Annotated in this window: 15 protein-coding genes and 1 riboswitch; of the genes, 1 reads left to right on the top strand and 14 read right to left on the bottom strand. The window is 39.7% G+C overall.

Going from position 1 to position 12,951, the window contains the following annotated elements:
- Positions 1-330: 330 nt before the first annotated feature.
- The 13 genes from NAG76_16105 to NAG76_16045 all read right to left on the bottom strand — a co-directional run bounded on the left by NAG76_16105 (position 331) and on the right by NAG76_16045 (position 10,032).
- Positions 331-1,137, bottom strand: a complete 807-nt coding sequence (locus tag NAG76_16105) for an N-acetylmuramoyl-L-alanine amidase (GenBank protein ID URN93345.1) — start codon at positions 1,135-1,137, stop codon at positions 331-333.
- Positions 1,112-1,882 (bottom strand): glucosaminidase domain-containing protein, encoded by a 771-nt coding sequence (locus NAG76_16100; protein ID URN93344.1) that lies wholly within the window; start codon positions 1,880-1,882, stop codon positions 1,112-1,114. Before NAG76_16100 ends, NAG76_16105 begins: the two co-directional genes overlap by 26 nt.
- A 126-nt stretch (positions 1,883-2,008) precedes the next feature.
- Positions 2,009-2,812, bottom strand: coding sequence for a TatD family hydrolase (locus NAG76_16095; GenBank protein ID URN93343.1), 804 nt, complete (start codon positions 2,810-2,812; stop codon positions 2,009-2,011).
- 11 nt (positions 2,813-2,823) lie between these two features.
- Positions 2,824-3,150, bottom strand: coding sequence for an antibiotic biosynthesis monooxygenase (locus NAG76_16090; protein URN93342.1), 327 nt, complete (start codon positions 3,148-3,150; stop codon positions 2,824-2,826).
- Between the two features lie 383 nt (positions 3,151-3,533).
- The gene (locus NAG76_16085; GenBank protein URN93341.1) at positions 3,534-3,992 is read right to left on the bottom strand and encodes an SMI1/KNR4 family protein; all 459 of its coding nucleotides are present in this window, start codon (positions 3,990-3,992) and stop codon (positions 3,534-3,536) included.
- A gap of 173 nt (positions 3,993-4,165) precedes the next feature.
- Entirely contained in the window at positions 4,166-4,402 is a 237-nt protein-coding gene (locus NAG76_16080; protein URN93340.1) for a hypothetical protein, read from the bottom strand.
- Between the two features lie 119 nt (positions 4,403-4,521).
- Positions 4,522-5,271 carry a hypothetical protein gene (locus tag NAG76_16075; protein URN93339.1) on the bottom strand — a complete coding sequence of 250 codons (750 nt, stop codon included), beginning with the start codon at positions 5,269-5,271 and terminating at the stop codon, positions 4,522-4,524.
- A gap of 11 nt (positions 5,272-5,282) precedes the next feature.
- Entirely contained in the window at positions 5,283-5,900 is a 618-nt protein-coding gene (locus NAG76_16070; protein ID URN93338.1) for a hypothetical protein, read from the bottom strand.
- A gap of 102 nt (positions 5,901-6,002) precedes the next feature.
- The gene (locus tag NAG76_16065) at positions 6,003-6,575 is read right to left on the bottom strand and encodes a hypothetical protein (protein ID URN93337.1); all 573 of its coding nucleotides are present in this window, start codon (positions 6,573-6,575) and stop codon (positions 6,003-6,005) included.
- Between the two features lie 539 nt (positions 6,576-7,114).
- A complete protein-coding gene (locus tag NAG76_16060) occupies positions 7,115-7,867 on the bottom strand; it encodes an ABC transporter ATP-binding protein (protein ID URN93336.1) in 753 nt (250 codons plus the stop codon).
- A complete protein-coding gene (locus NAG76_16055) occupies positions 7,867-8,643 on the bottom strand; it encodes an ABC transporter permease (GenBank protein URN93335.1) in 777 nt (258 codons plus the stop codon). Before NAG76_16055 ends, NAG76_16060 begins: the two co-directional genes overlap by 1 nt.
- Complete coding sequence (locus NAG76_16050; protein ID URN93334.1) at positions 8,633-8,935, bottom strand: thiamine-binding protein; 303 nt, start codon at positions 8,933-8,935, stop codon at positions 8,633-8,635. The genes NAG76_16055 and NAG76_16050 overlap by 11 nt, the downstream gene beginning before the upstream one ends.
- A gap of 71 nt (positions 8,936-9,006) precedes the next feature.
- Positions 9,007-10,032 carry an ABC transporter substrate-binding protein gene (locus tag NAG76_16045; protein ID URN93333.1) on the bottom strand — a complete coding sequence of 342 codons (1,026 nt, stop codon included), beginning with the start codon at positions 10,030-10,032 and terminating at the stop codon, positions 9,007-9,009.
- A gap of 174 nt (positions 10,033-10,206) precedes the next feature.
- Positions 10,207-10,312, bottom strand: a riboswitch (TPP riboswitch).
- Between the two features lie 210 nt (positions 10,313-10,522).
- Here NAG76_16045 and NAG76_16040 point away from each other — a divergent pair.
- Complete coding sequence (locus NAG76_16040) at positions 10,523-11,596, top strand: glycosyltransferase (protein ID URN93332.1); 1,074 nt, start codon at positions 10,523-10,525, stop codon at positions 11,594-11,596.
- 306 nt (positions 11,597-11,902) lie between these two features.
- Here the strand turns inward: NAG76_16040 and NAG76_16035 are convergent, their stop codons facing one another.
- Entirely contained in the window at positions 11,903-12,907 is a 1,005-nt protein-coding gene (locus NAG76_16035) for an acryloyl-CoA reductase (GenBank protein URN93331.1), read from the bottom strand.
- Between the last annotated feature and the right edge of the window lie 44 nt (positions 12,908-12,951).

The raw sequence follows: 12,951 nt of genomic DNA, 5'->3' as shown, positions 1-12,951 counted from the left end.
CTTATTAGAAATGCAGGAAGTATCTTCAGCAGTTAACAGCATGTCCAAAGCATCTGTCATATGAGCAATTCATCAAACAATACTGCTAGTATAACGTTAAATGGGCAATGCACAAGTAGATGAGATGACTCTGGCCGATTTCGTAATTGAAAACTTAATCGAGATAAAAACGATATTGCTTAATCTGAATTTATAATAAGCATTATGTAATGTCCTAGAAATGGAGTCGGGCTTAATAGAAACGGCTGTTATCCAGTCATTTACTCATGATTGGATAACAGCCCGATTTCTACTCTCTCATATTGCTACTATTCTCTTGAAATTTCAAACTTAACTACTAGAAGGTTTTTGACCACTTGCTTTACGGAGCTCATTTGCCAATCTATTAAACTCTATACGTGCCTCTTTGCTATCTGTTGCTGAATAAGCAGCACTTAAAAATTTTATTATTTTATTCGCATCCTCTACACTCATTCTATTAGCCTCACCCTCTGTCGATCCTGATCCATCAACTTCGTTAGCTGAATTATTATCTTTAGACGGTTCACCACTACTCTCTGGATTCAACGACTGTAGCTTTTCATTAACTTTATTAACAAACACAGTCCAACCAGACCATTTACCATCAGCATTCATAAGTCTTGGACAATTTTTCCCGCTCCAATCATAATGACGACGCAGACGATCTATTCCCCAACTACGCTCATGTAACATTTTTGCAACTAAATCCACTGCATGATTGAGAGTGATACTATAATTACCACTTTCACAAATCTCGATCCCAATAGATGATCGATTTCCACTATTCATTCCACTTCCATCTCCAGCATGCCATGCAACCTCATTTAGAGGCAATACTTCGATTGCTTCCTTCTCATCAATAACAATATGAAAAGATGCAACACGATTATTTGAAGTGTTCGTAAGCCATGCTCGTTCATTTTTTGCCGTACTTGAAGGATTCGAAGTGTTGTGAATCGTAATGGTAGTCGGTTCTAATGCTAGTGATGGTCTTCGGTTATGCGGAGTAGTTTGCGGAATATGATCTTGTCTGTACTCGTATTTCATTAAAAAATCACTTTCCTCATCACAAATTTTGAAATCCACATAATTAATTGATAAATAGAACCTTTGCATAGGTATCCCACTCTAATTTAATTTTTAGTAGATTCATAATATCCCTCGGCTTTACAAAGCTAGTTGAGCCACCTAGCCTCGTATCTACGAGTACTCCATTGACATAAACTTTTTTGCTTTTCCAATCTACTTTAGCTCCAAATAATTCAGCTATTTTGCGAACAGGTATATACGTAATTCCTTTTTCTAAATATGCTGTGCAATATAATGTTTGATCAACCATTACAGGTACTATACTAGCACCTTCAAAGCCAATCTCTGGCTTGAATTTAATAGTAGCCGCGTCATATGCTTCAAGGTTATATTTTGTTATTAGAGACATAATTTTCGATGAGTAGTTAGGGTCTGTAGCATATCCTGCCAAACGGATTTGTTCTGCTTGTTCTATTGCAGTCTTTGCCTCTTGTACTTTAGCGTATCTAGTGTTTTTGAATAATTCATCTTGATCTTTGTAATAGTGATATAGTGTGCGATAAGCACGAAATGCAGCTTTCTCCTTCACTTCTTGCCCACCAACGAATTCCCATGTCCCTTTAGTTACAGCATCCCCTCTCCAATATGGCGTTAGCTTTCCACCGCCTACTTTAATTCCGCCAAGATTATTCCATGCATGAATAACTCCACCTGTTTCTAGTAAGCTTTGTGCTAATCTAACCGAAGGTAAAATTGGAGAACCTTGTTGTCGAATCAATATTATTGTAGGAGCTATTGCTGCAAAAAACTGTTGTCTTGTTAACTCGCTCAAGTTCTAGCTCACTCCTTTTTTATTCGTAGTATGAATTCTAGTGACTCTATTATTTATGCTTTAAATTAGTAGAAGGAAACGGCTATTTATCCGATGGACAAATAATCATTTCCTTCTCATTGAATATTATCGATATAACTTTAATGTATTATTGTATAACGTCTCCGCTACTTCACTCGTAGATATGCCTTTCAACTTGGCAATCTCTTTAACCACTTCTATAACCATCGTTGGTTCAGTTATCTTTCCAACAAATGGACCTTCAAACGGCCACGGTCCATCCGTCTCCACCATCATCTGACTTAAAGGATACATGCGAACCAGTTCTCGGATTTCTTCTTCTACAAACACATCAGGTGTAATGGATATATAATAGCCATTCTCAATCATTCTTTGAACCGTCTCAGTCGGCCCTTTGAACCAATGAAAATGAGCCTTCTCGATATGATGTTTTTCAAGCAAATCACATGCAATCGTCGCATCTTCATATACAGCATGTAATACTACCGGACGATTGATCGTTTTGGCAAAGGCAAGTATTCTATCAAGAAAAGCAATATAAGGTTCTATTGCAAATTCCCTTCCCCGCTCCCTCGCTTCAAGTGCACTATAATAAGGCAAACCAATTTCACCAATCGCAAATGACTTGTTGGCGACATGACATTCCATTATCCACTGTATTAATTGCTGTTCTTCTAGGTCGCTAGGCAATGACTGTTCAGGATGATGTCCGTATGCAGCAATAATAACATCTCCATACTTTTGCGATAGCTCATAAGTGCGTTTTGAGGAAGCTAGATCCATCGATACTGCTACAACATGTTCAACGGATTGATGTAGCGCATGTTCCATAATAGTTTTGCAATCTTGCTCACTATATTGTTCCAAATGAATATGCGCATCGATATACTTCAAGTTATCTGTAGCCATTACATTATCTCCTACATTTCAAATAAATAATTTCGTTCTACTTTACATACTCGCAACGCAAATCGACTATACCACTCTTCTTTACCACGTCTTTGTGCTACTTGATGAGCTGCATTAGCTTTCCATGCTGTAATGTCTTCAAGAGTTTCCCAATAAGAAACGGTAATACCCAAATTAGCATCTCTTGCACTCTCGACACCTAAATAACCCTTTTGGGAGCTAGCAAGTTCAACCATTTTTTCAGCCATTATGTTATAACCGTTATCTCCACTTGTTCGTTCAGAAGAAAAAATTACCGCATAATATGGATGTTCATATGTATTCGCTAAGTTAGTCATTTCTATCATTCTCCTAATCTATGATGATAATATATTGTTAAGTAAAATTATTTAGCTAGCCCTAATAACATAACAAGCAGCTGCCAACAACGAGGAATAAAGTCTTAGACTGCCACTCGTAACCCCATCTCTTTTATTCTACTTTCAATTGTTATGTTACTCTATGTTTTTATGACTTAGTTTTTTTCTTATAAGAAATGCCCGGCTACACAATAGGGCGAATCGGCATAGGTTCATTTGATGAGTTCCGCAATCGTCGAACCCGGTGTGTCAATTTCGTCTCCTTTTCTGGCCGATTCCATCTCCAAAGCTTCCCACGACCAAGCGGAGATGGTTGGCGCATGTCCCTCACCAGTAGTAGTTAGTCGATCAGCTCAGCTTATTTATGAACGCTGGTCAATCAGCCGTTCTAGAAACTCGGCAAACGTTGAAGCATACTTGTCGATCAAATCATTCATAAGATCATAACACATAATCGAAAACTCTCCCTGTTGATCCCTAGTAGACGTATCAAAGAAATAAAGTTCGTCACTATCCGGTACGAACAAGTCCAGTCTGTGAGGAAACCTGTCTACCCACCATTCCTCAGCTATATTCAGTCTGTGTATGTAAAGGAGGTCGCCGTCGTAATACTCTCTGTGTTCCGGAGCAGCGATTGCTAGTAAATTGCCGTCTCCCAACCGTGCATTACCATAATGAACCAACCACCAGCGATAAGATGGTGGTAGACGAAAGCCCAATTCCTCTTCTACTTCTGCTATCCAACTTTCTTCCGCACCATGACCAGGAAACCATTTTAAAGCGGAAGTCGTTTTCAGTTTTTCTGCCAAACGCTCATACATGAGTTCGACCCTCTCTCCCAATACATTGGTGGTTTATTGTAAGTTTTAGATGTCTCGCTACTCGCTAACCTTCTACAGTTGATATGGCGGCGCTTTTCCTACTATTATGTTGTCAGGATGAACGTCAGCTGGCTCATAGTTATTCATGCGAAGAATGATATACTCAATTTCTTCTAATGCATTTGCAATTTTTGACTGACTTCATGAAGTCCCATGTCTTGTAAAAGCAGTTTCCGAGCTTGGTTTATTTTTCCATTTAACCAATTGTTTTCATGCATCCATTTTTTCACCAATTCCAGTAGTTTATTTTGAGTTTCCTTATCTGCATGCTTATTATATTTAGCAACTGAATCTGACAGGTAGGTACCAAGATGAATAGCTAATACCTCACGTTGCTCATGTTTGGACATCCTTTGGTACTGCTCATAACTTATGCTGATATCTAATTCGAGGGTATTATCCATGTGTATCCAGAGTAAAAACTAGTTTCATGCATACCCCCCTCTCCCACACTTAAGGAGCAACCATATCATCTATTATTTTCTGAAATCGCTTCGCAACCTTTCGACAAGAGCCACTGCTTCATATCGGCAAACGACTGCTCGGCTTCCTGCTCATAGAAGACGGCGATCTCTTGCTGGTAGGCATAATTCAATCTTACATAGCCATCCAGTTGCCGGTAGAACAGGTAACATGCATAGGCATTATCAATAATCAAATCCGGCGGAAATTCAGTTTGGCATATGTCGGCTAGTTCGGGCAGCGTAAGCTGTCCCTGCCTTTGTGGCAAATGCAAAAAGAGATGCCTCCGAGCGCCCGTCCACGGTTCATAATAGACGGCTTCCTCTTGGTTCCTTCCATACACCTGACGATATATTTCGTCCAGCAACAAGGCGTACATCCCTTCGTCTTCCTGCTCCCGTGCCTGCAGGGAAATCACCTTTATGTGCTCCGCATGCCGAGGTAGCCAGAGCAACCCTGCCGTCTGGGGATGCACTGCCAGAAAATCACCGTCCACCGTTGTACCTATAACGATACACTCGTCGATCTGTTGCTCAGAAATGGGGCTGTCTTCGTCATGCTCCCATAACCCGTACTCCGCAAAAGGTTTAAGCACCTCCGCATCGGGATACTGGACATTCAACCACCCTCTGTAAGTCCCTTCACCGAATCGTCGCAAAAAACGGAGATAGCCCGGTGGATAAACAGTGACGTCTTCCTTCGCAAGTGCTTGGTTTTGGCCATCAGACAGCGGTTTTGGCCGAGATACGATGTACATGAATATTCCTCCTATTTGCCATTGATCACAAGCCCATATTTACTGAAAATCCACGATTTTCTCAAATCGTGAATCGCATCAGGGCTTATACGCACAGAGGGCTTTTGCTCCTTCATAGCTTCTGCGTCATGCGCCGAGAAGCGAAGTGGTTTTGTCATTTTTTTAATAAAGCCCGTTATTTCATTCAAAAACGTATAGGTTAACGGCTTATGATCTCGGATATTCTCATAGATATAATACTTCCCTTTGTCATCTACCAAATCTATTTGAAAGCCTTTAGGAAATGAAAGCAAGATACACGGCAGTTCATCCTCTGCCCATTGTCCGCAATAGGGAAAATGGATACCTTCATTTCTCGCAAAAAAACCGGAGCTTTCATTATCAGACGCAACAGAAATGGAATAAACAAAGAAAGGAGGACCATCATTCCTTTTTTCTTCTGCCGCATAATAATGATAAAATGTACGATACGCCTCATACACCTGATTCAGATTATGCTCAGTCTGGGCATAATTGGTTAGATGAAATTGTGCTTGCTTATATTCCAATAGCTTCAAAACATTTTTAAACTCTTCCGGCCTTATGAAGAACTTAATTTTATAAAATCCGCTGTTCTTTAATTTATCCATTTCTTTTCTCTCACCGCCATGTTATAAAATGTCATCTCAGACGTCTTTAGCCATTTTTGGTTCACCACAGCAAGGAAGCGTCGCTATACAACTTATGTAATTTCAAAATTCATATTTCCCAAATCGTTTTCTAAGATTTTCTTCGTGCGGTATCCACTCCCAATCACTCCATACAGACATGCTAACTAGTTCTGTCAGCCTATCTACAGCTTTTTCCGGACTCGTAATGCTACTGAAGTGTTCAAAATCCTCATTATCGATATCCAACACTTTCCGCAAGTAATCATCATTAATACGCTCTTCTTTGAGTTCTTCATATTCATCCCTCGTCCACTGTTCACAAAAGATTCTTTCGGCTTGAATGTCTCCCTTCTCGAAAATTGACAACTCGAATAATTCCTCATTCATATATCCGGCAGTCATCACTGGTTCCTCGATAAGCTGGGACAACGTTTTGCCTATCTGCTTCACTGTACCCCATACAAAATAATCGTGGAGCACGCTGATCCAGTTCTCGTTGCTTTTGCTTACATACATGAAAACTTTGATCTCTTGAACCTCATCATCTGGCTTGCCTAATACTTTAACATGCCCTTCGCTTAGCTCTCTTAATGCTTCGACAGTCTTCTCAAGGTTTTTCGACTTGATGTGCAAATTTGCAAATGATCTTCCCATGAGATGGCCTCCTCTTATCCTCTTTCTTACTCAGCCTGATTCTTGTTTATATTCTATAGAATGGTTCTATGTATATCTCTTATTTACATTATAGTAATCTAATCGCTTGTCCTGGGTCTACCTACTTTCCACCTAATTTTGGAAATAAAATTTGTGAAAATATAGCATTGTCCGGCATAATCTATTGGCCCTTCCCTACAAGCACCGCTCCCTCATTAAAATAAAAGAGGATGTCCCTCCATTATTTTATGACTTTTGGGACACCCAATATAAAACTAATCCAAATCCCTATAACACCTGTCCAACTTTACATAACAAACTTTCTCACCCTAATTATAGTACTGTTCTCCACGGTTGATCTTCAACTTGCCCTTTGCTTGAAGAATTAGGTAGCCCAGCCTACAACTTTAATTTCTACGAAGAGTAACCTACTAGATACAACAAAAACCAGCTAATCCTAAATGGGATCATAAACTACCTTCCCCATTACGAGATTACAAGCTGGTTTTCATCAACGCTCTGTTTATTCAATAAATTAATTAGTTGTTCGTGTGAAGTTGCTCATAAATACGCTGCTTCAATTCATTAAAAGTCGGCGTACTCCATAAGTCGCTTGCTCTAGGTCTTGCGAATGGAACTATGATCTCATCCACAATTGTAGCAGGGGACGAAGACAATACAATTATTCGATCAGATAACAACAACGCTTCCTCAATACTATGCGTTACGAGTAATACTGAACGACGATTCTCTTCCCAGATCGATAGTAACCATTGCTGCATATGTAGCCTAGTTAATGCATCTAAAGCACCAAACGGTTCATCAAGTAGCATTAATGTCTGAGGTGATAACAATGCTCGTAGAAACGACACACGTTGACTCATCCCACCTGAAAGCATATGTGGATAGGCATCCGCATACTCCCCGAGCCCAACTTTTTGCAACCATTCGTTAGCTTGCTGCTCTGCTTGTTGCTTACTAATACCAGCAACTTGTAACGCTAGTGCAATATTACGTTTTACACTATACCAAGGCATTAAGGAAGCTTGTTGTGGCATATAAGCAACATGACCGCGCTGCCCAGTTGTCTGCTTCCCATTGATCCAAACTTCACCGCTATTTACAGGTTCTAATCCACCAATAATTTGAAATAACGTCGTTTTCCCGCTACCTGAGGGTCCAATTACCGATACAAACTCTCCTTCTTCTACTCGAAGGCTTATTTGTTGTAGAATTTGTTTTTCTTGTTTCTTATGTGTAAATGATTTTGATATGTTTTTCAATTCAAGCATTAGCCTTGACTTCCTTTCTTAGGACGCCAATGTACAAAGCGTGACTCAACAAAGGACACAATCCAAAATAGTAGAAGGCTCATTAGTACAATTAAAAGCACTGACGCAAACACCCTGTCCGGCATATATCCTCTGGAAGATAAGATCAAGTAGCTACCCAAACCAACCTTTGGTGATAACCATTCCGCAACGACTGCACTCAGTACACTATACGAAACAGCAATTCTCAAACCACCAAATAAATTGGTTAGTGCACTTGGTAGTTCCAAATGGATAAACAGATGCCATTTCGAAGCGCCGATCATCCCCAAATAATTTTTAAGTTGATGATCTGCTTGTGCAAGTCCACCAAGTGTAGCGATGCATATTGGGAAGAAACATACTAATATAATGAGAAATATTTTCGGCATCATTCCGTATCCAAGTAACATTGTAAGGATAGGAGCAATAACAATGACTGGAATCGTTTGTGATAAGATTAACACCGGATACAATCCTTTTCTTACAACAGGGAGAAAATGTAGCACCGCTGCTAGGACGAATCCTGCTATAGCCCCTCCCGCAAAGCCAATAAGTGATAACTTAGTTGTAGCTGCAAGATGTTCCATTAAGCGTGGCCAATCTGCGATCATCCCTTTAAATACACCAATTGGAGAAGGAATCAGCCAACTATAGACAAGCTTCATCCTTACAATTAGCTCCCAGACGATGCCGATAAATAATAGCGTTACTACTGGGGGCCAAATATTACTCCAACGAGATTGCTTATTTGCCATCCGGATATTTCTCCAACAATTTATCCATTGATGCTCCGGCAATTGGATTATATGAAATTTTAATTTGTGATAAAGCACCTGGACAACCAACTTCAATCATTGCTTCATGCATACGTTGTACAACTTGCAGTAGTTCTGGAAGATCACCTTCCATTGTCGTTTCAAGTGGTGCCACGCGGTAAGGTAGTCCCGATTGTTTAATAATTGCAATCGCTTGATCTACATATGGAATGACACTTTCACCATTATTTGTTTTCGGAATCATTTGAATACTTAATAATGCATTAGCCATTTGTAATATCCCCTTAGTATTTAAATATGTTTTTACTATTCATTAATAACTTATACCCTACAGATTATAACTTATTGTGGTAAAAACTCATTTGTAAATGCTGCTTCAGCATCAAGTTCGCCATTTAGTAATTCATTGCTATACATCCAATCTGCATAACCTTCCCATACCGATAACTTCTGTTCACCAAAGCGGGGCGCATCGTCTTGATATTTCGGGCTTAACCATTGTTGACTCGCTCTTACAAGGTCAGCATTCAAATCCGGCTCTGCTGCAATTAATACTTCTGCTGCATCTGCTGGATTATCAATACTATATTGATAACCTTTCACAACTGCTGCAAGGAATGAACGAACGAGTTCCGGTTCTTCTTTTATTAACTTTTCACCTGTCACAACAACTGGCGTATAGTAATCTAAATTCTCATTGTATTCGTTCATATATACCATATTCAAATCGACGCCACGTAATTCTGCTTCAATTCCTGTCCAAGCATAGAAGATCCATGCGAAATCAACATCACGTTCCACTGCTGTGAAGAAGTCGCTATCACCCATATTTACAATTTCTAATTTAGAAAAATCAGCATTGTCTGTTCTCATCAATGAATCGATGATTGACGTTTCAATAGGAGACCCCCATCCGCCATAACGCATACCCTCGAATTTACTTGGTGAATCAATACCTTTGTCCTTTTTAGATGCAAATCCGGATGTATTATGTTGAATAATCGCCGCCAATGAAACGACAGGTACACCAGCTACTCTAGCAACTGTTAAATTTTCTTGATAACTAATACCAAATTCAACATTGTTAGAACCAACTGCTGCATCTGCTCCACCTTGAACTGGAGAAATAATTTCAACTTCAAGTCCTTGCTCAGCAAAATATCCTTTGTCACGCGCGACATACAATCCTGTATGGTTCGTGTTCGGTGTATAATCAAGCACAAGTTGCACTTTGCGAAGCTCCTTTTCTTTTCCACCTTCACCAGTCGTACCCGTTTCCTTGTCTTGCTGAACATTCGCATTTCCACAAGCTGTTATAACGGTAAGTAAAGCAATAACTACTAGCCATTTCAATCCTTTTACTTTCATGTCTTCCTCTCCCATTCTTCTCTCTAATTGTGATCTTCCAAGAGGACACGCTGATTTAACATAGGCAAATAAAAAAGCGCCCTTCTCTAAATTAGGAAGGGCGCCGTCAATTTCGGCTGTTACTTCGCTTATGATAGATTACCTATAGTTTTCCACTATAGTTCTTATCTCATGCAAAAGTATGCTCACATTCCTACGCCGGCATTATCCGGATCAGGTTAACGGGTCGGAATTGGTTCATTCCCTCTCAGCCAGCTCACTAGCTCCCCAAAGCGTATTCACTTGGTCAATCTATTGGTCATTATAGCAAAGTCATCTCCCTTTGACTACCCTTTTTAACCAATTCAAAAAAATGAGGCCTGTTAAGCACTTTTCTTATTACTCATTAATATACTTATACTATTCGGTTTACCACCCTATATTTCTATGCATTTTCGTCAGTTCAGAAAGATATGATTAGCAGTAAAATTATAAAAAAGGATGGATGCATGTGTTTACGATAAGCTTATGTATGATTGTGAAAAATGAGGAAAGTGTGCTTGCTCGTTGTCTTTCTAGCGTTCAAAAAGCGGTAGATGAGATCATTATTGTTGATACTGGATCAACAGATCGTACAAAGGAAATTGCTGCTAGCTTCAATGCGAAAGTATATGATTTCGCATGGATTAATCATTTTGGCGATGCACGTAATTACAGTTTTGATCAAGCTACCTCATCATATATTATGTGGCTGGATGCCGATGATGTTATTCAACCAGCCGACCTAGAACGACTACTACAGCTAAAGGAAATGCCAGATTTCAATTATGATACTGTAACGATGAAATACCATCTCTCTTTTGACGATAACGGTAACCCTACATATAGTTACCGGCGCAATCGCCTAGTAAAACGCAGTAATAACTTCCGCTGGATCGGGGCTGTTCATGAATATTTAGCAGTAGGAGGTGCAAGTTTCAGCTCCGAAATTGCGGTTACACATCGCAAAGAACGTCATGCTAGTGATCGAAATTTAAATATCTACTTGGAGCGTCATGAAGCTGGGGAAGATTTCTCTCCACGTGATCAATTCTATTTCGCTAATGAATTGCGAGATCATCATAGATATGAAGAGTCAATTAAGTGGTATGATACTTTTCTCGATGGTAATGGTGGCTGGGTTGAAGATAATGTCGCTGCTTGTTCACGAAAAGCTCATTGTTATGAAGCACTTGGCAAACGTGATCTAGCTATTATTCATCTACTCCGCACATTGCAATATATTCCACCACGTCCAGACTTCTGTTGTCAGCTCGGTGCGTTATTTGTGAATGATAACAAGTTTCATCAAGCGATCTACTGGTATGAGCAAGCTCTCTTAACGAGCCAGTACACATCTGATATGAGTTTCCATAATCCAGCTACTGCAACATGGTTGCCTCATCTCCAATTAACGTTATGCTATGATCGTCTAGGAAATCTACAAAAAGCAGTTGAACATCATCGATTTGCGATGGCTATTAACCCGAATCATCCAAGTATGAAGTATAACGAAAACTACTATAAAAGCATCGGCTTATTGTAATTACTCATAAATAATAGCCTGTCGGCTCGTAACACAAACGGTGTTAGGGCTACAGGCTATTTACAGTATTCTACTTATAACGGACCTCAGATACCTTAGCTGCTATATATGTCTATATTTTCGATCCTCACGGACATAGATGTACTTATCCCACACCATTTGATGCATGTGGGCTCCATTTAGGACATTTAACGGCTGGTGTGTCCTTTAAAATAAAATTCGATCCGAATACTCACATATAACGGCTTCTAAGTCCGTTCGGGTGAAGCTTTTATTCCGCAGGCACTGATTACTGCGTTGAACCATCTAATCTTCAGTAACTAGTTTCACAATAATTCTGCCTCGTGCTTGCCCTTTAAGTAAAGTAGGCAGCATACCGGGAAGTTGCTCTAGTGTAACTTCTTGTTGAATTAATTCTGTTAAATTTGCTAATTTGAAATCAGTTGCTAGGCGATTCCAGACAGTAAGTCGAGTGTCCATCGGGCAATATACAGAATCGATACCAAGCAAATTAATTCCTCTTAGTATGAATGGAATTACGGTAGTTGGTATTTTAACTCCACCAGTTAATCCACTTACAGCTACTGCTCCTCCATACTGAAGTTGACTTAGAAGAGCTGCAAGTTGCTCGCCACCAACTGGATCAATAGCTGCAGCCCACTTCTGTTTATCTAATGATTTAATTTCGCCATCATAGACATCTGTACGTGATACGATTGTAGTTGCTCCGATTTTTTTCAAGTACTCATGTTCCGATTCTTTACCAGTACTAGCTTCAACCTCATAACCAAGTTTAGAGAGAATAGCGACCGCAAAACTTCCAACACCACCAGTCGCACCAGTGACAAGAACTTTACCTTTATCGGGCGACACTTTATTTTCTTCTAGTCGTTGAATGGATAACGCAGCAGTAAAACCAGCAGTTCCAATAATCATTGCTTCTTTCAGCGAGATACCGTTTGGAAGAGGAACTATCCAATCTGCAGAAATACGAGCATATTCACTGTAACCTCCAAAATGAGATACACCGATTTCATAGCTCGTTGCGATTACTTCATCCCCAGCTTGAAATCTATCATCTTCAGATGAAACAACGACCCCTGCTAGATCAATACCTGGAACAAATGGATAAGTATGAACAATATTCCCGTTAGGAATAGTAGCCAAACTATCTTTATAATTGACGCCAGAATAATGAACCCGAATCAAAACCTCTCCTTGAGGCAAATCATCAAATGTTAGCGAATTAATATTTACAGTAAATTGATCTTCTTGCTTATTCACTACTAGTGCATTAAATGATTGTGTCATGATCGTACTCCTTCTAATATGTAGTCAGCAGGAGCTGTACAAGA

Source organism: Candidatus Pristimantibacillus lignocellulolyticus (assembly GCA_023639215.1).
In the GTDB taxonomy this organism is placed as follows: domain Bacteria; phylum Bacillota; class Bacilli; order Paenibacillales; family Paenibacillaceae; genus Pristimantibacillus; species Pristimantibacillus lignocellulolyticus.
Note: the sequence above shows the minus strand (reverse complement) of the source record. Positions and strands in the feature narration are given on the sequence as shown.

Bases quoted from the DNA above. Each gene is read 5' to 3' on its own strand.
- NAG76_16105 (URN93345.1), bottom strand. From the start codon at position 1,137: ATGCAAAGGTTCTATTTATCAATTAATTATGTGGATTTCAAAATTTGT.
- NAG76_16060 (URN93336.1), bottom strand. From the start codon at position 7,867: ATGCTTGAATTGAAAAACATATCAAAATCATTTACACATAAGAAACAA.
- NAG76_16075 (URN93339.1), bottom strand. From the start codon at position 5,271: ATGTACATCGTATCTCGGCCAAAACCGCTGTCTGATGGCCAAAACCAA.
- NAG76_16045 (URN93333.1), bottom strand. From the start codon at position 10,032: ATGAAAGTAAAAGGATTGAAATGGCTAGTAGTTATTGCTTTACTTACC.
- NAG76_16035 (URN93331.1), bottom strand. From the start codon at position 12,907: ATGACACAATCATTTAATGCACTAGTAGTGAATAAGCAAGAAGATCAA.
- NAG76_16065 (URN93337.1), bottom strand. From the start codon at position 6,575: ATGGGAAGATCATTTGCAAATTTGCACATCAAGTCGAAAAACCTTGAG.
- NAG76_16085 (URN93341.1), bottom strand. From the start codon at position 3,992: ATGTATGAGCGTTTGGCAGAAAAACTGAAAACGACTTCCGCTTTAAAA.
- NAG76_16095 (URN93343.1), bottom strand. From the start codon at position 2,812: ATGGCTACAGATAACTTGAAGTATATCGATGCGCATATTCATTTGGAA.
- NAG76_16070 (URN93338.1), bottom strand. From the start codon at position 5,900: ATGGATAAATTAAAGAACAGCGGATTTTATAAAATTAAGTTCTTCATA.
- NAG76_16080 (URN93340.1), bottom strand. From the start codon at position 4,402: ATGTCCAAACATGAGCAACGTGAGGTATTAGCTATTCATCTTGGTACC.
- NAG76_16090 (URN93342.1), bottom strand. From the start codon at position 3,150: ATGACTAACTTAGCGAATACATATGAACATCCATATTATGCGGTAATT.
- NAG76_16055 (URN93335.1), bottom strand. From the start codon at position 8,643: ATGGCAAATAAGCAATCTCGTTGGAGTAATATTTGGCCCCCAGTAGTA.
- NAG76_16050 (URN93334.1), bottom strand. From the start codon at position 8,935: ATGGCTAATGCATTATTAAGTATTCAAATGATTCCGAAAACAAATAAT.